This is a genomic window from Phycisphaeraceae bacterium, from assembly GCA_040222855.1.
Classification (GTDB): domain Bacteria; phylum Planctomycetota; class Phycisphaerae; order Phycisphaerales; family Phycisphaeraceae; genus Mucisphaera.
In genome coordinates, this window is the sequence record JAVKCD010000003.1 from 1 (window position 1) to 25747 (window position 25747).

Consider the following 25747-nt stretch of genomic DNA (forward strand, 5'->3'; position numbering starts at 1 on the left):
CCGCACGGCGCCTGACCTGACCGAAAGGTTCCAACGCACGAGGAATATCATCAGGGGCGATGCCAATGCCGGTATCGACCACCTGGATCGCGATCCCGCCCTCCGCGTCGATCGCCGTTACGATGCCAACATCGCCGTCATCGTGCGTGAACTTGATGGCGTTGGTCAGCAGATTGACCAGAACCTGGCGGACCAGCCGATTGTCAGCCTTGAGCTTGGGGAACCCGTCGGGGATGTCGACTGACGTCCATTTGCGTTTATCCTGCGTGCGGGTATAGGCCAGACGCAACGATGAGCGCACGATATCGGGAATATCTACGATGGACTCTTCAAGATCGACTTCTCCGGCTTCGATCTTCGAGATATCCAGAATGTCGGTGATGACTTCCAACAGATGCTGACCGGAAACATTGATGTCCGAGATGTATTCACGGTATTTGTCGCTGAGAGGGCCAAAAATACCTTCCAGCATGACTTCGGAAAGACCGATCACGGAATTCAGTGGCGTGCGTAATTCATGGCTCATGTTCGCCAGAAACTCGCTCTTGGCCCGACTCGCCAGCTCCGCAGCATCCAGGGCCGCCGACAACTCATGCTCGTAGGCAATCTGCGCATTGATGACCTCCGTCACCATCATGATCCCACCAATACTGCCGTCCGTCTCTCGCCACGGCTGAAGAACCCAACGAATCCAGACAGTAGACCCATCATCCCTTTCAAAACAATCCCGATCACAATGCAACGTCTCCCCGACCAGACACCGGCGATGATCCTCGCGCCAGCGATCCGGAACATCAGGGAATACCTCGTAATGTGATAGCCCCGAAACATCCTCCTGCTCAATGCCGTACTGCTGATACCAGCCCTCGCTCGCAACCAGATAACGCATCTCTCGGTCAAACATCGCCACCGCGGCGGGCGTGTTCTCCACAAAGCATCGCAACCGCTGCTCAATCGACTCGACCCGAGCCTGTGCTCGCTTCTGCTCGTCGATGTCAATGTGCACACCCGTCATGCGCGCTGGATTGCCCTCGCTATCACGTTCCACCACCTCCCCGACATCAAGAATCCACCGCCAGGTCCCATCCTTCATCCGAACACGCATCTCGCAACGATACTGATCACGCTCGCCACGTAGATGCTCATTCACACGCGCATACGCGCGTTCAAGATCGTCCGGATGTGTCAAGACCTCCCACGTGCTCAAGGTCATCGGCAACTCGCCGGGCTCGTACCCCAGCATCGTGTACCACGTATCACTGAAATACGTCGTGCCCGTCTGAATCTGCCAATCCCACAATCCCTGTTTCGCCGCACTCAGAGCCAGATCGAGCCGTTGCTCACTCTCACGGATCCTCGTCATCGTCTCGTACTGCTCGGTGATGTCCTGAAACGAACCAAGAATATGCGTGCACACACCATTCTCAAACTGAGGAACACCCAGAGCGCGAACCCAGATCCGCCGACCGCGATATGTAACCAGCGGCAACTCGAGATCCCAACTCTCACCTGTCTTGATCGCCGCCCGGACAGCAGCTTCAATACGCGGGCGTCCTTCGGGAGCATAGAACTTGATTGCCGTCTCCAGGCTCGGAACATAGTCTTCCGGAGCCTCGTGAATATGACGCACCGCCTCCGACCAGATCGGCTCAGGCGGGTCCAGATTCAGCCGCCAACCGCCTATCCTGGCAACCCGCCCGATCTGCTGAAAGATCAACCGATTCTGTTCCGATTCCTTCTCCGCAACACGACGCGCTGTCACGTCCCAGTTCACACCGGTGACCCGCACCACACGGCCGCTTAGACCCTTCTCAGGCGTCATCGTCCCATAGACCCACCGCGCCTCTCCGCTCGCGTCTGTCATCCGGTACTCAAGCGTCACCGTCACGCCTTCATCGACACAGCGCGTCAAGGCCTCACTCAACGCCTCTCGGTCCTGAGGCAACAGACAACCCAGCAAGTCGTCCCTGCAGTATTCCAGCCCCGAATGAATCCCCAGCAGTTCCGCACTCCCCGCATCAAACTCACACCGGTCTCGCTTCACGTCCCAGGTCCACAAACCCAGATGAGCCGCCTGAGCCGCATGCCCCAATCGCTCCGCCTGACGCCTGAGCCGCTGATCATGCACGAAGTTGTGATGCAGACGAGGTATGGCCAGAAACCCAATCACCACCAGAACCAGCACCAGTTCGATACCCGTGTGCACCCACTCCGGCATCACCGGATGTCCCCGAGCCAGCAGATAGCTGTCATCCAGCAGGATGACGATCAATGCCAGCAGCACAAAGGCAACGACCGCACGGAGCATGCGTTCTGCATCGTCCTTCTGAGTACGTCGATCGAATCTCACCCCAGAGGTAACGCTGGATTACCCGCAAGCAGGTTGCCCTGATCGATTCGATAAAACAGGTAAGCCAGACACTCGGGGTTATTCGGACTCAAAACATCCTTCAGACCCCCGCTTGGCCAAATCCCGCCAGACCGCTAAACTCTCCCCGCCACACCACCCCCACAGGGGGTCTGGCTGGCCCCTTCGTCTAGTTGGCCTAGGACACCAGGTTTTCATCCTGGCGACACGGGTTCGAATCCCGTAGGGGTCATTCTCTCTGGCAATCGCCCAGTCTGGGCCAGAATGCCTCTCATATCTCTATTTCACACCGAAATGAACATTAGCGATACCTCTTGGACCCCGTAGCCCAAGAGGTATCCTTACACGAGAAGGTCACGATCCGGATCTCAGATCGTGCTCGCCCACACGGTATCCCGATCAGCCCCGAGAGGATCGTGCTTCATGCAGTTCCGTGCCCAACGATCCATGATCCTCCTCGCCGCCGCCCTGCTATGCCCCGCTGGCATAACCCAAGCCGCCGAGAGCCAGTGGGCCTACCCGGGACCCGATGGCCGCCTGCTCTACCACACCCAGCCCAACGGCGACCGCCTCCCCGACCACTCCGCCGTCGGCTATCTCTCCAATCGCGAGCCTCTGCCCAGCATCCCCACCTCCGTCACGGTCCAACCCGGCGCCGGCGACGACACCGCCCGCATCCAGGCCGCCATCGATCAGGTCGCCGCCCTGCCCATCGGACCCGATGGCTATCGAGGAGCCGTTCAACTCGGCCCCGGCGAGTTCCAGATCAACAACTCCGTCTGGATTACAGACTCCGGAATCGTCCTCCGAGGGTCCGGCCAGCAAACCACAGGCGGAACCATCCTCCGGGCTACCGGCACCACCCAACGCGACGTCATCATGGTCCAGGGGTCGGGCTCATGGTCCAGAATCGCGTCATCCGAAAAACCAGTCATCGATAAATACGTCCCCGTCGGCGCAACCAGCTTTCGAGTCGCCGACGCCAGCACCTTCGCCGTAGGTGACCGAGTCATCGTCCACCGCCCCAGCACTCAGAACTGGATCGAAGAACTCGGCATGGACCAGATCCCGCCACGCAGCGATGGCGGAACCGTCGTTCAGTGGACCGCCGGTGCTTACGACCGCAACCACGACCGCGTGGTCACCCGTGTCGAAGGCGACCGTATCTTTTTTGACGCACCTCTCACCCAATCCCTCGACGCCGAGTACGGCGGCGGAACCGTCTACAAATACAACTGGTCCGGCCGAATCAGCCATGTCGGCGTCGAGAACCTCCGGGGTGTCTCCGACTACGACACCAACAACAATCAGGACGAAGCCCACGCCCGCAGTCTGATCTTTATGGACCGCATCGAACACGCTTTTGTCCAGAGCGTGACCGCAGAACACTTCTGGTACTCCCTCATCGAAGCCGATCGCTTCTCCAAAAATATCACCGTCAAAGACGCCACCAACCTCGATCCCATCTCCATCGTCACCGGCGGACGACGCTACGCCTTCCAGAACAACAGCCAGCTCTCGCTCTTCCGCGACCTGCTCTCTGACAAGGGCCGGCACGACTTCATCCAGAACTCACCCAACACCGGACCCAACGTCTTCCTCGATGGCGTCGCCACCAACGCACTCGACGAAACCGGACCCCACCAACGCTGGTCCACCGGCGGGCTCTACGACAACATCACCGTCGAGGGCGACGAGATCAACTTCCGCAACCGCGGGAACTTCGGCACCGGCCACGGCTGGGCCGGGGGCAACATGATCGCCTGGAACAGCACCGCCGAAGGCTTCATCATCCAGAACCCACCCACCGCACAGAACTGGCTGATCGGCGGAACCGGACAGCTCAGGACCCACACCGCCTTCGGCGTTCAGGAGCCCGGCATCATCGACCACCACGGCAGCCCGGTCGATACCCGCAGCCTCTATGAAGCCCAACTCGCCGACCGCGACCGGTTCCCCGATTCCTCCTTCCGCGAATATCACCTCGGCGACTACGACACCTTCTACGTCGATGGCCTCGGCTCCCGTGATGCGGCCCCCGTCGATCCCAACTGGGCCTCCGAGGTCACCAACCTCGCCAACCTCTCCGGTCAAACCGTCGGCGACTTCGACAACACCACCCTCCCCGGCCTGGTCCCCTTCACCTTCGATTTTCTCATCGAACCAGGAGAACGTGTCGTCGGTGCCACCCTCACCCTCGCCCTACGCTCGATCACCACAGGACCCAACCAGGACTTCCTCGCCCTCGAGCGCACCGACAACGCCATGTCGCTCGCCTCCCTCGGCCTCACAACCATCACCACCACCGGCTCCGACATCCTCGTCGTACCCTTGACTGGTGCCATGCTCTCCGAACTACAGGACGGACAACTCAATGGTGTCGTAGGCGATGGACTCGCCATCGACTGGTCACGCCTCGACCTCGTCGTCGTCGATGCACTCTTCGGCGACCTCAACCTCGACTCAGTCGTCAACGAAACCGACATCGACCTACTCGGCTTCGCCATCCGCGCCGGTTCCACCGACAAACTCTACGAACTCGACGGCGTCCCCGGCATCGACCAAGGCGACATCACCGCCCTACTCGACATCATCGGCACCGCCCCAGGCGACGCCAACCTCGACCTCAAAGTCGATCTCATCGACCTCTCCATCCTCGCCTCAAACTTCCAGTCCCTAGGCGGATGGGCAAAAGGCGACGCCAATGTCGACGGTACCGTCAACCTCGTCGATCTCTCCTTCCTCGCCAGCAACTTCGGCTTCGACGCTACGGCGATACCCGAACCTTATGCCATCGCGTTGATCGCACTCGGACTGACCCGCTTTAGCCTTCGTCGATAACCAGCACCTGTAGCCCAAAGAAGCACGCCCAGCCCCTTTCAGGACTGGGCGTGGAATCCCACACAGTAAGCGTTACGCTCGACGACGAAGCGTCGCCACCCCAATCAACCCGAGCAGACCAGCTGGAGCCGCCGCCGGGCTCGGAATCACCGTGCCGTCATCAGCCTCGTTGATCTGCACCCGCCAGTTGTCAATCCCTGTGCGCCGAGTCTCCTGACCCGTGAAGTTACCACTCGACACACCTCGATAGAAGCCGAACTGCATCACGCCACCAGCCGTCGAAAAGTCAGGGTTCGAGGTGGAGTTCAGGATCCCCGCGTTATCGATTTCCCAGAGATCACCGGCGACCAACCCGGGGGCTGCATTAGCCGACCACGTATTGAACGTCGGCTGCGCCATCGCCAGAATCGGATTACGCAAAACGAATGTCAGGCCACCCTGCTGAATCAGCAAACCCGTGGCATGACCATTACCGAGCTGCGAGATGTTCAGCGAGTCCTCGCTGTAATCAATGGTGCTGATCGCACCCTGAGTGTTCGGGTTATACGTCGCTGCATTCCTCAGGTTCAGACTCCACACCGCCCCACCAGCAACACTGGCGTTGAGGTTCGTATGAATCTCTCGATACTCATTCGGATTTCCACCGGTCAGCATCTGAAACTCACTCGTTGTGCTTCCTGCACCTCCGGCGTTCGTTACCGTCGAAGCCGTCCAGTCTCCGTTGTTAAAAACACCATCAGAAAAGATCGTCGCCGCCTGACTCGGTAACGCCAGAACACTCAAGGCAAGCGCAGCAACAGCAAAGGTCGAACGCGACATGGCAAACTCCTGCTTCGAGAGCCTCTTCCGACACACGACAGGTGCCAGCGAGCCTTCTCATGGGTTGTGGTCGAAACTGTTCTGTCTATCGAAACGCAACAGAACCCGGAGAAATGCACTAACCATCAATAACAATATCTCAGCCCAGACCGAATGCAAGAGCCACCCCACGACTAAGGGTTTCTCCTACTGCCTGTCGCCCCAGTTTGCCTAGCCCATACCCATACCTAAAGTAAACTCTAACGAAGAGTCGCCCCGTTTCACATGCCTCATCTTATCGCTCAGGGTTCTCCACCGAACCCCGATCAACTTGCTTCTCAAGATCTCGTTAGGAGAGGATCTATGCCCAAGACATCGTATAACTCGATCACTCTGCCCTCATCACCAAACCCCACCTTAATCTCCCTGATCCTTTCCGCCTTGTGCCTCCTGCTCGCCCCAACCCCAACCCCAGCCCAAACCCTGGTCAGCAACAACTCGACCTTCACCGTCGATCCCACCCGCCAGGACATGGCCTACTCCTGGATCGTCGATGGCCGTGAGCAGCTCCGCGAACTCTCCAACTGGTATCGCGTCAGCGGTCAGACCAGCGAAACCTCCATCCACACCATGCTCTTCGGCGGAGCAACCCAGTCCAGCCCGGACTCCGTTTCCTACGTCTTCACCGATACCCAGTTCAACTTCGACATCGATATCACCTTCACCCTCATCGGCGGACCAATCCTCAGCCGCTACAGCCAGATGGGCGAAGAAATCCTCATCACTAACAACGGCAGTACCCCTCTCAATATTCACTTCTTCGAGTACCTCGATCTCGACCTCGACGAGTCGCCTACCAACGACATCATCGATGCACCCGTCCTCGGCGTGATCCATCAAGATGACTCGGTAGCCACCTACACAGGAGGCTACAACGCCGATCGCATCGAGTTCGCAACCTACCCCTTCAGCCTCAACCATCTCACCGACTTCGCACCCTCCACCCTAAACACCAACCTGCCCACCCTGCCAGCCTCACTCGGACCGGACAACGTGACCTTCACCCTTCAGTGGGACTTCATCGGAGTGGGCGGAATCCGGCCCGCCATACTCCCCGGCGAGAGCGCCCGGATCACCAAGACCAGTGAACTCCAATGGATTATCCCCGAGCCCGCCTCAGTGCTCCTCACACCCCTCGCCCTCTTCGCCCTCACTCATAGAAAACGCTGAAGCCCCGACCTCATCAAACATCATTAGCTCAGACTCGGAGACACTCATGAGCAACACAAGCCCATCACGATATGCCCTTGTTCTGGCGACAGCATCCCTGGCATCCATACTGATGCCCGCCACCACCCGCGCTGTCCAGGTCAGCGCCTCCTACCCGCAAGCTCCCCCCCTCCCCGGTGCAACAACACTCCTGACCCCTGACGTCCCGACACGAACAACCAATATCTTCGATCCCGGGATCGCTCAGTTCACAGGAGCCGCATCACTCGCAGCCCCGGCAACCCCGGCGTCGGCCTCCGACACCACCAACTTCGCCTACCCACTCGCGGCGCCAGGATCCGGCAACCCGGTCGAGCTCTATGGCGACGCGATTTCGAAAGTAACAACCCTGCCCTCCGGCAGCTATAACATCGAACTCACCGTCACCAACATGTGGTTCCAGAGTACGCCCACCGCCGCCGCGAGTGAATACATCTACCTCAACATCTGGGAAACCTTCACGGGCATCACACTCGCGCCCTCAGTCACCTGGACAACCACTGGCAACGCCACCGCCACGGGGATGATGACCGCTGGCTCAGCTACCTCGCCCGGCCTCGGCGACTTCGTCGCCATCGAACCCATCGTCAACGTCTACGATCCAAACCTCGCCACCTGGACCAACGGCTCATTCTTCTTCGGCGGGTCTGCAGGCGTAACACCCGGCACCACCGTCCCCTTCGCTTACGCCCAACCAACCCTCCCGCTCCTGCCCTTCGTCTCCACCTCCGGCGATCTCACCATTGGTATCGAATCCATCCTGATCCTCAACGATGTGTCCAGCTCAGGGGCAATCATCCACCTTCCCAGCAGCCTCCACCTCAACGTCCAGATCGCACCGATCCCCGAACCCGCCACCGCAACAATCCTCTTCGCAACACTCCTCACCATCACAAGACGACGCAAAGACTACACAACCTGACGAGCATGCCCTCAACGAGGCCTGAAGCTCTGCCGGTAAGATGCTGATGATGACCCAACCACAGGGTCAACATCCATCACCGGAGCCTGCTCTTGCCAACCCTCTTTCTCATCGACACCGAAGACGGCGTCACGTCACTACCTCACGCCGTCTCCATCGCCAAAGCCTATGGCGACAGCCTCACCGTCCTCTGCATCGCCAAAGCCACCTCCCGAAAACTCACCGAAGTCCAGAGAGAAGACCCCGACTGTCAACCACTCCCGGCCAGAATCCTCGCCAGCCTCTTGAGCCATAGCATCACAGCAACGCCTGTCTACGACTGCCAGGGACCCGATACGCGCCGTGCCGTCCTCGACGCAGCCCATGAACTCGATGCGACACGCCTTGTCATCCACGCATCAAGCCTCGATCGCTACACGAGTCGAGGAACCTTCGTCCGAAGACTAGCCCGCAGCGCACCCTACGACGTCATCGTCCTCGACTCTGGCGGGATGACACGAAAACCCAAACGTGTCGTCGTCCCTCAGCTCAAGGGCGGGGCAACCTTCGCCCTCCGTCTTGCCGCCAGAGTCTGGGGCGACAACCCCGACAGCGTCGTCGCTCTGGCCGACCCCAAAGCCTTGCCCCGATCAAAACGCACCTTCAAAAAAGTCACCGACAAAGCCACCGACAAGGTTCGCGCCGCCCTCTCTCAAGCAGAAGACCCCCACCCACTCCTCGAAACCCTTGAGCACGGGATCGATGGCGACAACCTCGTCCTCATCGATGCCGAAGAGCACAAGCAAGTCCCCTCAGTCATCGCCATGCTCAAGAGCCTTCGAGAAAAACGACCCGATACCCTCTTCGCCGTCGCGCTGGTCCGGGCAAAGGACGCCGCAGGACCCGGTATCGTCGAACGCTGGATCGAGAACGTCCGACACCACGCTCCCGCACTCAACCGCGACGAACGAAAAAGCCTCCACGAACGCATGATCGCCGGTGGACGACTCTCCACCGACTTCGGCGTCATGCTCACCCTCTCCACAGCCATCGCTGCACTCGGACTCATCCAGAACTCCGCCGCCGTCGTCATCGGCGCCATGCTCGTCGCCCCGCTGATGACACCCCTTGTCGCTATCGGAATGGCCCTCGTCCAGCAGAACTTCGAGCTGTTCCGCGCTGCCGGGAAAGCCATGATCATCGGCACCGGGTGGAGCCTGATCGTCTCGATCATCATCGGCAGCCTCAGCCCCTGGGGCGACCTCTCAGCAGAAGTCGTCGCGCGAGGCGGGCCAAACCTCTTCGACCTCGGCATCGCCCTCCTCTCAGGCATCGCCGCCGCTTACGCACTAGCACGCCCAGGCGTCACAGGAACGCTCGTAGGCGTCGCCATCGCCGTCGCCCTCGTCCCACCACTCGCCGCCATCGGCATCGCCATCGCCAAGTGGGAACCCACCATCGCCATCGGTGCCGCCGTCCTCTTCACAACAAACCTCTTCGCCATCGTCCTTGGCGCCGCGATGACCTTCCAGTTCTTCGGCCTCGGCATCTCGAGGAAAGCCGGCGACACCCTCCAATGGGTTCTCGTCACCGTCATCCTCATCTCCGTCGGCATGAGCTCGGTCGCAGGAAACCTCATCTATAACCTCAACCTCCAGATGCACGAAGGCGTTCAACGCGCCTACTCACGCCCCCTCCCCCCCGCTGTCCGGGAAGCCCTCTCCACCCGCGTCGCCGCAGAGCCCAACGCCGAAATCCTCAGCATGAGTCAGTCCAACATCGAACACGGCTTCGGCGTCCAGGTCGTCGTCGTCACCTATCAGGACACCTCCCCAACCCTCGCCGACGACCTTGAGCGGATCCTCACCACCCAAATGGGCGGATACCACAAAGCCCGAGCCATCATCCTCAGAACCGACCCCACCCCAAAGCTTCAGCCCCCGCCTCAGCCATCGGAGTAACACCACACCCAAGTCAACAGGACCCTCTCGTCAGAACCCAAACGCCGACGTTATGGTAAATGCTCCTTCTAAGGTCACCCCATGCAAAAACTCATCCAACTCGCCGCCCGCTGGCTGATCGCCGTGACCCTCGTGGCTCTGCCCCTCTCCTATATCCTCTGGCAGTGGCGCCACGCTGAACACAAAGAACTCGCCAGCTTCTCCTACGAAGCCTTCAGTCAACGCATGACCGACGCCACCGAGCCGGTCTACTGGCCCTACGGCATCTGGGTCATCGGCCTCGTGGCCATCGTCGTCCTCACCGTCAACCTCGTCGCCCGGGGCTTAAAATCCGTCTTCCCAAACCCCAAACCAAAACACGGATGACCATGATTCAGGCGACAGGCCATGTCATGCCGATAAAAACAGCCTAAACTTCGTACCGAACCATCTAAGCGGGCGATCCTCATAAGACCGTCCATCACAATCACGTCCCCATCAAGGAGAACGGACATGACCCGATTCATCGCCCCTCTGGCCCTAGCCTGCACCGCCGCTGTCTTCACCGGCTGCGCCGCCCCTCAGGCCACCGACAGCAACGTCGATGCCCTCGCCGCCCTCGCCGACCAGGCCAAGGCCGACTTCATCGCCGAAGACCCCGCCATGGCTGATCGCTTCAGCAGCTCCGTCGGCTACGCCATCTTCCCCTCCGTCGCCAAAGGCCTCGGCTTCGGCTTCTCAGGAGCCCGTGGCGAAGGCATCGTCTACAAAGGCGGAGCCCCCGTCGCCCTCTCCACCCTCGGCCAAGGCGGCATCGGCTTCGGCCTCGGCGGCCTGACCTACCAGCAGGTCCTCTTCTTCAACACCAACGAAGCCTTCGATTCCTTCGCCGCAGAGAAGTTCGCCTTCACCGCACAGGCCGGCGCCGTCGCGGGCATCTACGGTGCCTCCGTCGACGCCGACGTCCTCAAGGACGTCACCATCTTCACCAATGAAAACGGCGGACTCATGTACGAAGCCGGCATCGGCATGGCCGGTTACCGCCACAACCTCATCGACTGATCCCAACAATCGACAACCTAGTTTCAACACCGGCCAGCGTCCCAATGACGCTGGCCGGTTCTTTGCGCACGAATAGCCCCTACTAAGCCACCCCACGCACCCATGTCCACTTCCGCACCCCCAGTTGACTCATAAAACATACCATTCACTCCGATGATCTGGTATAGTCGAGGTTAAAGGCACCCCCAACACGAGTGCCCCAGGAGATCGCCATGATCCAGTCACGCCAAACAGCGACCGACACCACCACCAACGGCCGCTCCACCCAACCCACCCGCAAAACACTCGACGGCAACGAAGCCGTCGCCAAGGTCGCCCACAAGCTCTCCGAACTCGCCGTCATCTACCCCATCACGCCTTCGTCGCCCATGGGCGAGTTCTCCGAAGAGTGGTCTTCCAAAGGACAAACCAACCTCTGGGGACAGACCCCCAAGATCGTCGAGATGCAGTCCGAAGCCGGCGCCGCAGGTGCCTGCCACGGCGCACTCCAGGCCGGAACCCTCGCGACCACCTTCACCGCGTCGCAGGGCCTCCTCCTGATGATCCCCAACATGTACAAGATCGCTGGCGAACTCCTCCCCTTCGTCATGCACGTCGCCGCACGCACCGTCGCCACCCACGCCCTCTCCATCTTCGGCGACCACTCCGATGTCATGGCCTGCCGGCAGACCGGCTTCGCCATGCTCGCCTCCGCTTCCGTCCAGGAAGCCCACGACATGGCCGCCATAGCCCACGCCGCGACCCTCGAATCACGCATCCCCTTCCTCCACTTCATGGACGGATTTCGCACCTCCCACGAGGTCGCCAAGATCGAACTGCTCGAAGATGACACCCTCCGCGCCCTCGTCTCGGAACAAGCCATCCTCGAAGCCCGCGCCCGACGACTCGACCCCGAACACCCCGCCATCCGCGGGACTGCCCAGAACCCCGACGTCTTCTTCCAGTGTCGCGAAGCCGCCAACAGCTACTACGAAGCCGTCCCCGAAATCGTCGAACGACTCCTCGCAAGACTCGCCAACCACACCGGCCGTAACTACAACCTCTTTGAATACCACGGCGACCCCAACGCCGAAAACGTCGTCATCGCCATGGGCTCCGGCACCGAGACCCTCGCCGAAACCGCCACAAAACTCAACAAATCCGGCCGCCGCGTCGGCGTCCTCAACGTCCGACTTTTCCGACCCTGGTCACTCGAACACTTCCTCCGAGCCCTCCCGGACAACGTCAAGAAGATCGCCGTCCTCGACCGCACCAAAGAGCCCGGCGCGCCGGGCGAACCTCTCTACCTCGACATCGTCGCCGCCCTCGACCAGGCCGCCCGCGAAGGCAAAATCGACCGCAGGCCCGAGGTCATTGGCGGACGCTACGGACTCTCCTCCAAAGAGTTCACCCCCGGCATGGCCAAAGCCGTCTTCGATCACCTCGATACCAAACGACCCAAACACGGATTCACCATCGGCATCCACGATGATGTCACCCGCACCTCACTCAAGTGGGACCCGACCTTCTCCGTCGAGAACGACAACGTCTTCCGCGCCCTCTTCTACGGCCTTGGTGCCGATGGCACCGTCGGCGCCAACAAAAACTCCATCAAGATCATCGGCGAAGAAACCGACAACCAGGCCCAGGGCTACTTCGTCTACGACTCCAAAAAATCCGGCGCGATGACCGTGTCCCACCTCCGCTTCGGACCCGAACCCATCCGCAGCCCCTACCTCATCGAACAGGCCGACTTCATCGGCTGCCATCAGCAGATCTTCCTCGACCGCGTCGATGTCCTCAAAGCCGCCCGCGAACGAGGCGTCTTCCTCCTCAACTCGCCCTACTCCGCCAAAGAGGTCTGGCATCACTTACCCGGACCCGTCCAGAAAACCATCCGCGACAAACACCTCCGCTTCTACGTCATCGACGCCCTCACCGTCGCCCGGGATGCCGGCATGGGACGACGGATCAACACCATCATGCAGACCTGCTTCTTCGCCATCTCTGGCGTCCTCGAGCGCGATGAAGCCATCCAACGCATCAAACACGCCATCGAAACCACCTACGCCCGAAAAGGCCGCAACGTCGTCGAACAAAACTTCGCCGCCGTCGACGCAGCCCTCGACAACCTCCACGAAGTCACCATCCCACCAGCCCCCGCAGAAGATGACGGACCCGACTTCCTCCCACCCGTCTCTGCTGGCGCTCCCGACTTCGTCCAACGCGTAACCGCCAGAATCCTCGCCGGCGAAGGCGACCTCCTCCCTGTCTCCGCCTTCCCCGTCGATGGCACCTGGCCCACCGGCACCTCGCAATGGGAAAAACGCGGCATCGCCGCCGAAACCCCGCGCTGGATCGACGACCTCTGCATCCAGTGCAACAAGTGCGCCCTCGTCTGCCCCCACGCAGCCATCCGAGCCAAGGTCGTCAACGACGACGCCGTCAACGATGCGCCCGACGGCTTTGTCACCCTCAAGGCCAACGGCAAAGACTACAAGGACCTCCGCTACACCCTCTCTGTCGCGCCCGATGACTGCACCGGATGCGAACTCTGTGTCGCCGTCTGCCCCGCCCACGACAAACAGAACCCCGAACGCAAAGCCCTCGAAATGAAGCCGCGACTCGACGACCTCGATGCGCAGCGAGACCGCTTCGAGTACTTCCTCGACCTCCCCGAAACCCCGCGCGAACGCGTCATCCGACTCGATGCCAAGGGCACCCAGATGCTCCAGCCGCTCTTCGAGTTCTCCGGTGCCTGCGCTGGCTGCGGCGAAACCCCCTACATCAAACTCCTCACCCAACTCTTTGGCGACCGACTCCTCGTTGCCAACGCCACCGGCTGCTCCTCCATCTTTGGCGGGAACCTCCCCACCACGCCCTACGCCACCGACAGCTGTGGCCGCGGACCCGCATGGTCCAACTCGCTCTTCGAAGACAACGCCGAGTACGGCTACGGGCTCCGACTCGGAACCGAAGTCCACAAAGACGAGGCCAAAGCCCTCCTTGCCAAAATCACCGAATCACTACCCGAACAAGCCGTCAACGCCCTCGGCAACGGCACCACCCCGGCCGAAAAACGCATCGCCATCGCCGCCGTCCGCCAGGCCCTCGTCGATACCGACAATCCCGAAGCCCGCCGCCTGATCACCGTCCTCGACAACCTCGTTGACCGATCCGTCTGGATCATCGGCGGAGACGGCTGGGCCTACGACATCGGCTTTGGCGGGCTCGACCACGTCATCGCACAAGACCACAACATCAACATCCTCGTCCTCGACACCGAGGTCTACTCCAACACCGGCGGGCAGGCATCCAAAGCAACACCTCTCGGCGCCTCCGCCAAGTTCGCCACCACCGGCAAAACACTCGGCAAGAAAGACCTCGGACAGATCGCCATGTCCTACGGCCACGCCTACGTCGCCTCCATCGCCCTCGGAGCCAACGACAACCACACCGTCAAGGTCCTCCAGGAAGCCGAGTCCTACGACGGCCCCTCCCTCGTTATCGCCTACGCGCACTGCATCGCCCACGGCTACGACCTCAAGGACGGTCTCGACCACCAGAAGTTCGCCGTCTCTTCCGGCGTCTGGCCCCTCTACCGCTTCGACCCCCGCCGCGCAGAGCAGAATCTCACCCCCCTCCAACTCGACTCGGCTAAACCCAAAACCACCGTCGCCGACTACATGGCCTCCGAAACCCGCTTCCGCATGGTCAAGAAAGCCAACCCCGACCACTACGACCTCATGGTCCAGGCCACCCAGAAACATGTCGAACAAAAGTTCGCCTTCCTCACCCGCCTGGCCGAAGCCTCAACCCCAATCACCCCCCCCACGAAACCAGAACCGAGCGCACAAACCCGTCCCACGACCCCCTAACGGAGCCACACCTCCCCACCGATCCAACAACCCAAAACCCATCAAAACCAAAAACGCGCGCACATTCGATCGCATTTGACCCCCCATCAACCACGTTTGATCGTCGCCAACACCCTCCATCCCCTTGCCAACACCCCCAAACCGTGCTACATTTCCCCTCCCTGATGCGGGGTAGAGCAGCCTGGTAGCTCGTCGGGCTCATAACCCGGAGGTCAGTGGTTCGAATCCACTCCCCGCTATTAACGGTCAGAACAAGGCCGGGTAAAGGCTGATCCTGACATAAACCATTTTCTTATCAGGTCTTATTTTTCTGTGGCTAGGGCAGCGTCTCAACAGGTTCTCAGGCACCCGCAGTAACTTTGCCCTCAAGAGCATCAATGCTGCCATCCCGCCGGGAAATACGGATGCAGGTTCGCTGGGCGCACGTGATCGAGCTGGATCCGGATTTTGCTTTGCTGATTGGCGGGGATGCTAAAGAGCATCCAGCCGTCGCGCTCGTCGTAGGTCCAGTCGTGGCTTAGTACACCGTTGTTGGATAGTAAAGCCGGTCGTCTCTGGGTATAGAGCCTGATCATGCAGGGCTCGGCCTCAACATGATTCAGGACGAGCTCAACGGTTCTGGAGTCGGGGTGATAAGCGCCTGAAACATACTCTGCGGGTGCCCACTCGCTGAGGAACAGTGGGTTGTCCGCATTGGTGATCAAGGCGAGATTATGAGGAGCCATCAGCGACCGCCAGGCATTGGTCCCGGAGTTGGCTCGCTCGGTCTTGAGTGCCGTCGCGAGAACCTGATCCCGTTGCCACTCAACCATCAGTCTCGCCATCGAGTTCTCTGTGCCCAGCTCCCAGTCCGTCACCTCAGGCTCGTAGGTCTGCAGTTCCCGCTGGTACTCGTCGAGTCGATCACGAACAAACTGCTTGTACATCAAAACGAACTCGGTCGCGGTTCCCTTAGAGGTATCGAGATGCCGTGAGTTATGACTCAGAGTTCGTCGCGCGTCAGGATCGAGGGCGGTTTCGTACCCCATGATGCGCTGATCCGACAGCGTGGCGTGCCATCGCCACTCCCGCCAGGGATCACCATCCTCAGTGATACGCTGCAGATAATCCTTCATGAACCACCTTGCGATAGTCGGCTGGATGGTTCGAGCAGCTAAGTACAACCCAAGCTGCTCGGATTCGTGATCACCGACGACTCCGGCCATGCGCGCGTAGGCGAGATGGCCGGGGTACTGCGCGTTGATACAGTCGTGGCCGAGATTGAAATACTCCTCAAGATTCGACGCGGCCATGCCCGCCCAATCTTGCTGAGCCTTGTTGTACTGCGCGTGCCACTGGATCAGATTCCAGTTGGACTTCGTGGTGGTCCAGTCGCCGTAGTACCGGCTGTACATCTCCCAACAGTAGGCAATGACAGTCCAGGACTCGTCCTGATCAACGTAGTAGCGGCGTCCGCCACTCCAGTTGGTGGGCCAGATGAAGTTAATCGGGTAATCAAGAAGCGTCGAGGGCTCGCGTCGATGATGGATGATGGTTCGATGCGGGTAAAAGTTAAGGATGTCTCGGTAGACTCTGCGGTGATGGCCATCGGCAACCTGTCTGGCTTCGTCGCCGTACATTGGTCGCCCAGCGATGGCGGGGAAGCAGAACCAGAGTTTGTAGAGGTCAGCGTGCCACGCTTCAAACAGCGGGACCCGATCGGCGGGGATGTAGTCATCGAGATCGCCGACGGGATTTGAGTTGGGACGATCCGGTCGATTGATGGCTCCGCTGGCTCGCCATTCTCCCCGAAGCGGGTTGATAAGACGCTGATCAATGTGCTCGTAGAGCGGGTCTTCTCGCACGGCCGGAATGACCCCGTAGTGATCCCGCCAAGGTAAACGCAGGCGATAAACCAGACGATCACCGCTGACCGCGGTATAAGGCCCCCACTTGGTGGCGATGTCAAGATCGATAATCTCGCCATCGATCTGATTTGGCACGCCATGCTGCCGGTTTAGCTCCACAAATGGTGGAATAGGGGCGATATACAGGGGCTTGATGGGCCAGTCACTATCTAGTTCGCGGTAGATGAATCGGTTGGCGACAACCACATCATCGTCTTCAATCCAGAACATCTCATCGGCATCGACGGGAATAGCGAGAGCGAGGCGGCCTAGGCGATCTGCCTGCTTGATCCAATCCGCCGGGGGCTCAGCGATCAGGCCCTTGGTCTCACCTGGCGCAAAGCGGCGGATGCCATAGAGCTGTCCAACAGCCATAACATCCATTCCCCGGTGACGACTGAACTCGAACTTGATGGAGTTTGTAGCGAACCCCAGACTAGCGGGGCGTCGCGTCAGGGCGATCAGACGCGGCGAGTCGCGATGATCTTCCCGAGCATTGACCGTCAGGACCCAGTTACTCGATAGCACGGTACCATCGATAAAATCGCCAGGCTCAAGGACACGCACACCTGCCTCTGTCATGACGATGAGGTGGGTAGCAACGCAGGTTAGCGAGACCTCGCTCTCATCGGACTCGAACAGCGTGAGGGGCGAGGCGGTGCTGATGGTACTTCTGAAGCGAGCCTTGCCTTGTTGATCGGCCCAGTCGATCACACGACTTAGCCATGTTCCTTTGACAAGACGTTCCTGATGGCTGGTCATACCCGGTATGCGAAGTTCGAGGATGGCTTCAGGCGTTGTGCTGTTTCGCTCGGCTGGCAGGAATGCAGCGGTCTCGACTTCCCCCCGGAATCCCAGGTTGTCGACGATGCCGGTCTCGGAAACGAGGTGCCAGCCGAATCGGGCGAAGTTCTCCTCGCTGATTCCAACCCGCGCATCATCGGGTACACCGCCGATGGAAGCGGCAAGGTCCGTTCGTTGGCTATTCTTCGCTGCGATCTGGCCTGCGATAACCTGATCGATAGCGGAGCCGGCATCATCACGCCCAAGCAGTGAGTAGACCGTGCGCATCAGCAGCTCATCCATCGGCGGCCGATTGCTTGGCGGCAGCCATGTACGGCCCGGGGGCATCGCGAAATAAACGATCTGGCCTTCTCCATGCGAGCGCGAAACCACTGCCGGCGTGCCATCATCCCAAGTGACAATCGTCCTGGCGTCAGCCTTCGCTCTCACGTTGGTTCCGTAGTGACGCGAGCCCTGCTTGGGCTCGAAGGCTGGCCAGTATGCAACAGAACCGAGATGCCGAGGCGTGTAGTCCCAGGGAGCCTGCCGATCGATCTGGACAGGACTGATTTCATCGAGCTCAACGGGGTACTTGCCAAAGATGATGGCGTGCCCGCCTTGGCGAATAAACGCTGCAAGTCGCTCGACAGACCCAAAACGATCCCGCCAGAGTTCGGCCTGGATAAGAACCACATCCTGACCTTCGGGCTGTTGTGGCAGAGACCGTCGCGTCTCGACGTATTCACGCAGAGGTCCTGACGCGAGCTGGATGAAGCCCTCGGGGTCGTTGCTGTCAATCAGGGTTGTCAGGCGTGCATTGAGCGATGGATGTGGGGCGGGCGCTCGGTAATCCAGGACGACAACATCCCTGAGCGATTGTCCCTGAGACTCCTTAGAACTGACCGTGACGAGGAGCCGGTAGATGCCGTCCTTCAGGTCGCCCGGGAGTCTGATGGGCGCGGAGCCAGTAGCCTGCGACTCGATGTTGATGGACGTTGATCCTGAGGACACCAGCCGATGGTCACCATAGCGATGGAGTCGCCAGTCAATCTCAAGAGTGAGGGGCGTATCGCGCAGGCTGTCGAAGCGAAGCGCTACCTGTTCCGAGGGGCTGATGTGGTAACCGAGTTGTTTGAAATCCCAGACACGGAAACGGATCGATTCGGAAAGCGGGGATGGCTCCAAGATCGCACCAGCGGCCTGCTGGCGAGCCTTCTCGATCTCATCGACAGCAAGCTGCCCCGTGTCCTGACTCTGCTGGGCCATAGCCAATGGGCTGATAAGCAGCAAGAAAAAAAACCAGACGGTTCCTGTAGACGGTAGGAGACAATGCATAGCAGGACCTCATCTAGACACAGTTCTGATTCAACTGACATGGTACAGAATACTTAACCCAAGACAGCCGGGTCTCTCCTGCAACATATTGACCGGCATGTAGACGATTTATCCTCAACCTCAATGATCTGACTTAAGGCAACCTGATTGTGAACTGTGTTTATTGTGTTCTAGTAATCACCAGGACTGAGATACATCAGCCTGAGTCAAGTTGATCTCAGCAAGCGAAACCACAAGGCATGATCATGGACTCGCGATGATCCGCCTCAAACCCGAAGCCCTCGCATCTTCGCGAAAAGATCGCCAAATACCGCATCCCGGTCGATCTCGGTCAACTCACGGACCTGATGCCGCCGGAGGTCTTGGCTCAGCGTCTGATCGCGCTGCAGGATCGGGCTGCTCCTTAGATGACTCTGCGTCCAACTCGGGTCCACCAGCCACGCGATGGGGCCCAAATCCCATATCTCCTTGCCATAGGCAATCGGCCGCCCGCCATTCCAACCCACACGGCGCGGGACCTCATACCCCTCGTAAGCCAGGAACCGCTCGAGTAGAAACGTCTCAACTGGGGAGCCATCAGACAGTGCATCTCTCATCTCCGCGGGTGTCGTCCGAAGTGCCTGGGCCACCGTTCGGCACGGCACTCGAACAAACGGCACCCCAGAATCAAACAGCGTTCGCGAAGCAACATCATCCTGCGCCAGATTGAACTCTGCCTGGGTCGGCCAGTGATGAGGATGCCCCCCAAGCCAGACCACCACGACCTTCTCACGAATTTCGGGCCGCTTGACCAAAGCCGACGCCACATTCGTTGGCGCACCAATCGCCACCACATAAAGCGGCGAGTCATCACGCCGGCGTTTATCAGCACGCTCGATCAGGTCCTGCACCGCCTCAGATTCAACCACATCCTCATCCGAGTCCATCCATCGATCCGACCCACGTCGAACAGGACAGCCTTCCGCATCCCCCAGTCTTTCCAGGACCCGCTGAATCTCGTCATAACTCAGTTCCATCCCCTCGCCAGGCGATGACGACCGATCGTTCTTAAACGGCGCGGCATAAATGGCCTCCAGATTGATCCGGTCAGGAGACAGATAGGCATAAACGATCGCAAACTGATCGTCGATCTCATTGAACGTATCCGTGTCCATAACCACATCAACCGGACCCGCTGTCACATCGGGTACTGCCAGGCGATTAACCCGAAATGACTCTGATAACACTGATCTCAACGGCTTACTCCAGTCAACCAGACCGCTCACACTCAAGATCGACAACGGCACTCACACACCGGCACGCAACTCAATCCGATCTCAGTACCCAAGCTCGTCGAGAATCTCCATCAGCCTGCGCCCATACGCCACATACAACGTATAAGGCTCACCCTGCGCAACGGCCTGGTCATCGTGAAAGACCGACGCCAGATGAGGCTCGATCGAGATTCCTCCGTCGTATCCCGTGCCCAGCAGGTCCTCGAGTATCAGCCGCACATCACCATGGCCATCGCCCGGCATCGTGTGGCGAGTCTCATCAGTCGCTGGGTCATACAACGCATCTTTGATATGGATGTACGCAACGTGCTCCTTGACCTGCGAATAAAACTCAAAGGCCGACTGCCGCGGCCAGGGCCGAGGCTTGCGATAGTCAGGCGTAAAACACGGATTCCCCGTATCGAACACCAGCTTCAATCCCGGCACCGCATCCAGCATCCGCAGCGTATACGTCCACCCCATCCCGCCGTAGTTCATACAGTTTTCGTGAACCGGCTGGAGCCCCGCGTCAACAAAACGCCCCACCAGCTCACGCATCCGCTTGAACCGCTCTTCAACGTACTGCTCCTCCGGCCCGCGATCGGGCTCGATCCGATAGCTCATCACACGAATCAGCTTGCTGCCCAGCCGCTGCATCCGCGGGATCGCCCGCTCGACCCGCGCCAGCGTGTCCTCAAAATCATCGTGAACCGAACAGCCCCAGTTGGCGATCGTCGATCCGAAACAGTTGACCGACACCCCCGCTTCGTCAAGCTGCTCAACCACCCGCTCGAACGCGGGCTCATCCAGATCATGCAGGTTCACGCCATCGATCTGTCGCGACTCGATATGCCGCCAGCCCAGCTCCAGCGTGGCCCGGACCTGCGTTGCCAGATCAACCCCAGCCTCATCTGCAAAGCCCGTGAGATACATCAGTTCTTCTCCACCAGATGATCGCGGATAAAGTTAAAACTCCGTGTCGCCGCCACGAACGGATCATCATCATGCCAGTGACGATCCTGTTCGACAATCAACCACTCACACCCCGACGCCTCTGCTTTCGTGATGATGTCAGGCCAGTTCAGATTCCCATCACCCACCGCCGCCATGACGATGGTGCTGTTATCACGAACCGCAAAGTCCTTGAGATGCAGCAAAGGCAGCCGCCCCGCGCATCTCACACACCAGTCGGCCGGACTCGCGCCCCCGTGCTGAATCCAGTAGGTATCCAACTCAAACCCCATCTCTGGAACACGCTTAAACAGCATGTCCATCGGCGTCCCATACCCATAACGAACAAACTCCAGCGCATGGTTGTGGTAGCTCAGCCGCAACCCCGCCTCGGCAAATCGCTCCACCGCCGCCATCAGCTTTTCAGCCAGCTCCAGATAACCATCAGCCGTGTGCTCGATCTTCGGAAACGGGTACGCAGTATCCCGGCAGCCCAGAATCGCCAACTTCTCGAACAACGGGCCCGGATCAGAAACAATCTGCTCCCCATCCTCATGGGTCGCACAGATCGTCAGCCCGTGATCATCACAGATTGATCGAACCCGCTCCGGCTCGATCGGACCGATCGCGCTGATCTGCACCGCCGGATACCCGATCGCAGCGACCCGCGCCATCGACTTGGCGAACTCGGTCTCGGTCTGGCAATGGTCACGAATCGTGTAACACTGAAGGGCCACTTGAGAGAGCTTCATATCCGGTATCCACTAAGAAGATTAATACGACCCCGAGACATCATCCTTCACCGCCACCACTGGCTTCTTGCGAAAGCGACTCACCGCCGCTCGTTCCGCCAGCGCCTCAGCGTACGCCAGCTCAGGCACCGGCAGTTCGACCGTCCGGTCCGTCCACGCCGAGTACAGCATCGCGTTCGCCAACTCGACGCCACCCATCCCCTCAACACCCGGACCGATCAGATCAGCCCCGTCACGGATCGCCTCTATGAAGTTGACCAAGATCGCCTTGTGCTGACCGCCCTTACCATCGATGGGCACCACGATCTCCTCGACCTCCGGACCATCAAAACGCCGATCTGTCACTCGACTGTGCTCAGATACCTCAACCTTAGTCCGCAGGAACCGAAACGCCTTGTCCGACTCTCGACTCTCATCAATCACCACCTTCCCCCGATCGCACGCCACCTCCAACCGGTTCGAGCCCGGGAACTCCCCTGTCGCCGCGATAAACGTCCCCGTCGCTCGGTCCGCATACTCAAGGTACGCCGTGACACGATCCTCGACCTCGATTTCGTGATCCGCACCGAACTGCGCAAAAGCCCTGACCTTCTTAGGCAACCCGAACAACCACTGCATCAGGTCGAGCTGATGCGGGCACTGATTCACCAGCACCCCGCCGCCCTCGCCCGCCCACGTCGCCCGCCACCCACCTGATCGGAAATAAGCCTCGGTCCGAAACCAGTCGGTGATGATCCAACTCACCCGCTGAATCGATCCCAGCTCGCCCGACCGAATCATCTCTCGCAGCTTCACGAACCGCGGATTCGTCCGCTGGTTGAACATCACCGCGAACACCTGCTCAGAACGTGGCCGCTTCTCATACGCCTTGATGATCCGACCCGCCTCCAGCGTGCTCACTGCCAACGGCTTCTCCACCACCAGATGCAGCCCCGCCTCCAAGGCAGCAATCGCCAGCCCAGGGTGATCATAATGTGGCGTCGCCACCACGACCGCATCCAGCTCCCCCGAAGCAATCATCGCCTCACCACTCGGAAACTGCTCAGCCTGCGTAAACTCCTCCATCGCTGTAGGGTTCACATCACTCACAGCAGCCAGTCGTGCCCCCGGGATCTCCTGATTGACGAACAACCTCGCATGCGCTGCCCCCATGGTGCCGATGCCAACCATGCCTACCCTGACCAACGATTCGGACATCACACTCTCCATTCGACGGGTCTTGACGAGCCATGCTACAGCATCAAGAATCACGCTGACATGAGCCAGTCCCAAGGCGTCCGATCACCCGCTACGAATCGTTGACAGTCGATTGATCGCGCCTCCGCCGACCCCACCAGCACCCCGCCTCGCGCCTCTGTCTGAGCCTTTAACCCAGAACACAGGGGGGTGTTTTGCGTGAGCAGGTGCTTCTGGTCGGTCCTTGATGAGGTGTTTCCGCCGCCAGGGTTGGTGATACGCTGATCTACCCCGAGAATGTTCGATCGGTAATCCAGGCGTTCGACAGGATCAAGATCAAGGCGATTGGCGACCTCAACATTCCAGTGATCATTGGCATGACAGAGGGTGCCGATGGTGGATTGAATCATGGATGCTGACTCACTTTTGACCGTAAAAATAATACGAATACGGTAGCTTTCTAGCTTTCATCGATTTATTCGGTCAAAATCGGGCTTGCGACTGGTGCTTTGAGAAGTAAGGTTAAGTCATGATTGCGGCAGTTAGACAAAGAAAAATCCTCCATCTGGTGGCTTCATCAGGGTCAGCCCGAGTGATCGATCTTGCCCGATCCCTGGAGGTGGCGGAGGAGACGATTCGTCGTGACCTGCGGAGTCTTTCCGAGCGCGGAAAGCTGGTGAGGACACATGGCGGGGCCTTGGTCGTCGATGAGGCCCCATCTGGGTTGGGCTACAGCGAGCGGAGTCAGAGCCAGCTCATCGAGAAGCGCGCGATCGCTGAGTTGGCAGTGCGGCTGATTGAGCCGGGGGACGTTATCGCGTTGGATGCAAGCTCGAGCGCGTGTGAGTTAGCCCGGCACTTGCCGGACCTGCCGCTGACGGTGGTGACCAACTCTCTGATGGTCTGTTCACTGCTGGCCGAACGATCGAGAGTCGAGACTGTGTGCACGGGCGGTGTTCTCGATTCACGGTCATTGGCTTTCGTGGGGATGAGAGCGGAGCGGACGCTGTCAGAGTTCAACATCCGTCGGTTTTTCTTCTCGTGCCTGGGGATCGATGGCCAGCGGGGCATCAGTGAAGAGAATGATCGGCACGCGGCGGTCAAGCTGCAGGCGATGGAGTCTGCGCACAGGAGTGTGCTGCTGGCGGATTCAACCAAGTTCGGGGCGGCGAGTTCGGTTTTTTACGCAGGGCTCGAATCGATTGACGTTGTGATCACGGACAGTGCGCGGCCGGAGCGTACTCGTGATCTACTGGACGCTATGCTCGCCAGGCAGATCGAAGTACGAGTTGCACAAATCGATGCGGAGTCATCCGTAGACTCGCCACAGAAATGATACAAGCTTCCATATACGGTCTTTTGCCTTCGCCCGTGAACGGTTCGTCGCTAGGTGCGGACGCAGCGGTGCTTTGGCTAGGCTACGAGTATCTTCTGGACGCGACGATCATGGGGACAGTCGAGCCGCCGGCCCACCAACTCCGAACTTCCGGTCAGCTTCTCGAGGTTCTCGAGCAGATGGAGGCCATGCGTGCCTGAGTCAACTTCCCCTGATGCAAACGAATACAGACCTGCATGCTGCGGACCTTCGATGCCCGCGGGGTTGAATACGCCAAAGACTAAGACCGAGTCGCGGGTGAAAGAGACTGAAACTAGGCGACAGGTTGACCGGGCCGGGATGGTGCGCATCAATGCGGGGGCATTCCTGATGGGGAATGATCAGGACAAAATGTTCCCCTCAGATGGCGAGGGGCCTGTGCGTCAGGTGGAGACGGGTGCGTATTGGATCGATACGACGGCGGTGACCAACGAAGAGTTCAGGCAGTTTGTCGAAGCAACGGATTACGAGACGGACTCGGAGCGGATCGGGTGGTCATTTGTGTTTCGAGGGCATCTGCCAAAGAAGTACGCCACAAAACTGGCTGAGACACGAGCGGTGATCGGTCTGACCTGGTGGCTGGCGGTGCCGGGGGCTTGCTGGCGAAGACCCTTTGGTGAGCGCAGTGATCTGAAAGGGCTTGAGCGACATCCGGTCGTACAGGTGAGTTGGAACGACGCGGCAGCGTATGCTCGGTGGGCGCGCAAGAGGCTGCCGACTGAGGCGGAGTGGGAACGTGCGGCCCGAGGTGGACTCGAGGGCAAGGTATTTCCATGGGGGGATGTGCTGGAGCCGCGCGGCCGGCATGCCTGCAACGTCTGGCAGGGGAAGTTCCCGGATCGGGATACAGGGGCGGATGGGTATCAAGGGACCTGCCCGGTCGATGCTTACGAACCCAATGGATACGGGTTGTACAACTGCTCGGGCAATGTGTGGGAGTGGTGCGCTGACCTCTTCAGTGCGGACTGGCATGCAGAAGAACGAGAAGCGACGCGGGTCAATCCAAAGGGACCTGCGGCAGGGGATCGAAGGGCACAGAAGGGTGGGTCCTATCTGTGTCATGTGAGTTACTGCAACCGATACCGGCTGGCCGCACGGATGGGCAACACACCCGACTCTTCGGGGACCAATGCGGGATTCCGGTGCGTGGCGGATGATTGAATCTGCTGTATCGCGCGACATTTGCCTGTTTTGAGGAGA

The 25747-nt window shown here is 59.6% G+C and carries 18 protein-coding genes and 2 tRNA genes; 12 read left to right on the forward strand and 8 right to left on the reverse strand.

All coding sequences use genetic code 11. The features are described 5' to 3' along the window. The coding region (locus RIG82_00020; protein MEQ9459327.1) for a PAS domain-containing protein at nt 1-2308 on the reverse strand (2308 nt) is incomplete at its 3' end. A gap of 218 nt (nt 2309-2526) precedes the next feature. Between RIG82_00020 and RIG82_00025 the strand changes: the two genes are divergently transcribed. Both RIG82_00025 and RIG82_00030 read left to right on the forward strand, forming a co-directional pair. Next, a tRNA-Glu gene (locus RIG82_00025) sits at nt 2527-2600 on the forward strand. 191 nt (nt 2601-2791) lie between these two features. After that, nucleotides 2792-5209, forward strand: coding sequence for a hypothetical protein (locus RIG82_00030; GenBank protein ID MEQ9459328.1), 2418 nt, complete (start codon nt 2792-2794; stop codon nt 5207-5209). A 72-nt stretch (nt 5210-5281) separates the two neighbouring features. Here RIG82_00030 and RIG82_00035 read toward each other — a convergent pair whose 3' ends face one another. Next, complete coding sequence (locus tag RIG82_00035; protein ID MEQ9459329.1) at nt 5282-6028, reverse strand: hypothetical protein; 747 nt, start codon at nt 6026-6028, stop codon at nt 5282-5284. Between the two features lie 342 nt (nt 6029-6370). Here RIG82_00035 and RIG82_00040 point away from each other — a divergent pair, with 342 nt between their 5' ends. The 7 genes from RIG82_00040 (at nt 6371) to RIG82_00070 (ending at nt 15275) form a co-directional block, all read left to right on the forward strand. Then, a complete protein-coding gene (locus RIG82_00040; GenBank protein ID MEQ9459330.1) occupies nt 6371-7237 on the forward strand; it encodes a hypothetical protein in 867 nt (288 codons plus the stop codon). A 46-nt stretch (nt 7238-7283) separates the two neighbouring features. Next, the gene (locus tag RIG82_00045) at nt 7284-8198 is read left to right on the forward strand and encodes a hypothetical protein (protein ID MEQ9459331.1); all 915 of its coding nucleotides are present in this window, start codon (nt 7284-7286) and stop codon (nt 8196-8198) included. 92 nt (nt 8199-8290) lie between these two features. Beyond that, entirely contained in the window at nt 8291-10138 is a 1848-nt protein-coding gene (locus RIG82_00050; protein ID MEQ9459332.1) for a DUF389 domain-containing protein, read from the forward strand. An 81-nt stretch (nt 10139-10219) separates the two neighbouring features. Further along, nucleotides 10220-10504 (forward strand): hypothetical protein, encoded by a 285-nt coding sequence (locus tag RIG82_00055; protein ID MEQ9459333.1) that lies wholly within the window; start codon nt 10220-10222, stop codon nt 10502-10504. 126 nt (nt 10505-10630) lie between these two features. Then, a complete protein-coding gene (locus RIG82_00060) occupies nt 10631-11179 on the forward strand; it encodes a YSC84-related protein (protein MEQ9459334.1) in 549 nt (182 codons plus the stop codon). Nucleotides 11180-11391: 212 nt separating this feature from the next. Further along, nucleotides 11392-15036 carry a pyruvate:ferredoxin (flavodoxin) oxidoreductase gene (nifJ, locus tag RIG82_00065; GenBank protein ID MEQ9459335.1) on the forward strand — a complete coding sequence of 1215 codons (3645 nt, stop codon included), beginning with the start codon at nt 11392-11394 and terminating at the stop codon, nt 15034-15036. Nucleotides 15037-15201: 165 nt separating this feature from the next. After that, nucleotides 15202-15275, forward strand: a tRNA-Met gene (locus RIG82_00070). 135 nt (nt 15276-15410) lie between these two features. On the opposite strand, the gene RIG82_00075 is transcribed toward RIG82_00070, so the two are convergent. The 6 genes from RIG82_00075 to RIG82_00100 all read right to left on the reverse strand — a co-directional run bounded on the left by RIG82_00075 (nt 15411) and on the right by RIG82_00100 (nt 23582). Beyond that, nucleotides 15411-18971 carry a hypothetical protein gene (locus tag RIG82_00075; protein MEQ9459336.1) on the reverse strand — a complete coding sequence of 1187 codons (3561 nt, stop codon included), beginning with the start codon at nt 18969-18971 and terminating at the stop codon, nt 15411-15413. A 335-nt stretch (nt 18972-19306) separates the two neighbouring features. Then, on the reverse strand, nt 19307-20194 hold the full coding sequence (locus RIG82_00080; protein MEQ9459337.1) for a nucleoside hydrolase: 888 nt from the start codon (nt 20192-20194) through the stop codon (nt 19307-19309). A 162-nt stretch (nt 20195-20356) separates the two neighbouring features. Next, nucleotides 20357-21226: a sugar phosphate isomerase/epimerase family protein gene (locus RIG82_00085; GenBank protein ID MEQ9459338.1), complete on the reverse strand. Its 870-nt coding sequence runs from the start codon at nt 21224-21226 to the stop codon at nt 20357-20359. Further along, a complete protein-coding gene (locus RIG82_00090; GenBank protein ID MEQ9459339.1) occupies nt 21226-21996 on the reverse strand; it encodes a sugar phosphate isomerase/epimerase in 771 nt (256 codons plus the stop codon). Before RIG82_00090 ends, RIG82_00085 begins: the two co-directional genes overlap by 1 nt. A gap of 21 nt (nt 21997-22017) precedes the next feature. After that, nucleotides 22018-23193, reverse strand: a complete 1176-nt coding sequence (locus RIG82_00095) for a Gfo/Idh/MocA family oxidoreductase (GenBank protein MEQ9459340.1) — start codon at nt 23191-23193, stop codon at nt 22018-22020. A gap of 50 nt (nt 23194-23243) precedes the next feature. Then, on the reverse strand, nt 23244-23582 hold the full coding sequence (locus RIG82_00100) for a hypothetical protein (GenBank protein ID MEQ9459341.1): 339 nt from the start codon (nt 23580-23582) through the stop codon (nt 23244-23246). A gap of 119 nt (nt 23583-23701) precedes the next feature. Here RIG82_00100 and RIG82_00105 point away from each other — a divergent pair, with 119 nt between their 5' ends. The 3 genes from RIG82_00105 (at nt 23702) to RIG82_00115 (ending at nt 25708) form a co-directional block, all read left to right on the forward strand. Then, the gene (locus RIG82_00105) at nt 23702-24508 is read left to right on the forward strand and encodes a DeoR/GlpR family DNA-binding transcription regulator (protein MEQ9459342.1); all 807 of its coding nucleotides are present in this window, start codon (nt 23702-23704) and stop codon (nt 24506-24508) included. A gap of 35 nt (nt 24509-24543) precedes the next feature. After that, entirely contained in the window at nt 24544-24708 is a 165-nt protein-coding gene (locus RIG82_00110; protein ID MEQ9459343.1) for a hypothetical protein, read from the forward strand. A gap of 139 nt (nt 24709-24847) precedes the next feature. After that, nucleotides 24848-25708 (forward strand): formylglycine-generating enzyme family protein, encoded by an 861-nt coding sequence (locus tag RIG82_00115; GenBank protein ID MEQ9459344.1) that lies wholly within the window; start codon nt 24848-24850, stop codon nt 25706-25708. Nucleotides 25709-25747: the final 39 nt, after the last annotated feature.

Bases quoted from the DNA above. Each gene is read 5' to 3' on its own strand.
- RIG82_00030 (MEQ9459328.1), top strand. From the start codon at position 2,792: ATGCAGTTCCGTGCCCAACGATCCATGATCCTCCTCGCCGCCGCCCTG.
- RIG82_00035 (MEQ9459329.1), bottom strand. From the start codon at position 6,028: ATGTCGCGTTCGACCTTTGCTGTTGCTGCGCTTGCCTTGAGTGTTCTG.
- RIG82_00040 (MEQ9459330.1), top strand. From the start codon at position 6,371: ATGCCCAAGACATCGTATAACTCGATCACTCTGCCCTCATCACCAAAC.
- RIG82_00045 (MEQ9459331.1), top strand. From the start codon at position 7,284: ATGAGCAACACAAGCCCATCACGATATGCCCTTGTTCTGGCGACAGCA.
- RIG82_00055 (MEQ9459333.1), top strand. From the start codon at position 10,220: ATGCAAAAACTCATCCAACTCGCCGCCCGCTGGCTGATCGCCGTGACC.
- RIG82_00060 (MEQ9459334.1), top strand. From the start codon at position 10,631: ATGACCCGATTCATCGCCCCTCTGGCCCTAGCCTGCACCGCCGCTGTC.
- nifJ (MEQ9459335.1), top strand. From the start codon at position 11,392: ATGATCCAGTCACGCCAAACAGCGACCGACACCACCACCAACGGCCGC.
- RIG82_00075 (MEQ9459336.1), bottom strand. From the start codon at position 18,971: ATGGCCCAGCAGAGTCAGGACACGGGGCAGCTTGCTGTCGATGAGATC.
- RIG82_00080 (MEQ9459337.1), bottom strand. From the start codon at position 20,194: ATGGACACGGATACGTTCAATGAGATCGACGATCAGTTTGCGATCGTT.
- RIG82_00085 (MEQ9459338.1), bottom strand. From the start codon at position 21,226: ATGTATCTCACGGGCTTTGCAGATGAGGCTGGGGTTGATCTGGCAACG.
- RIG82_00090 (MEQ9459339.1), bottom strand. From the start codon at position 21,996: ATGAAGCTCTCTCAAGTGGCCCTTCAGTGTTACACGATTCGTGACCAT.
- RIG82_00095 (MEQ9459340.1), bottom strand. From the start codon at position 23,193: ATGTCCGAATCGTTGGTCAGGGTAGGCATGGTTGGCATCGGCACCATG.
- RIG82_00100 (MEQ9459341.1), bottom strand. From the start codon at position 23,582: ATGATTCAATCCACCATCGGCACCCTCTGTCATGCCAATGATCACTGG.
- RIG82_00105 (MEQ9459342.1), top strand. From the start codon at position 23,702: ATGATTGCGGCAGTTAGACAAAGAAAAATCCTCCATCTGGTGGCTTCA.
- RIG82_00115 (MEQ9459344.1), top strand. From the start codon at position 24,848: ATGGTGCGCATCAATGCGGGGGCATTCCTGATGGGGAATGATCAGGAC.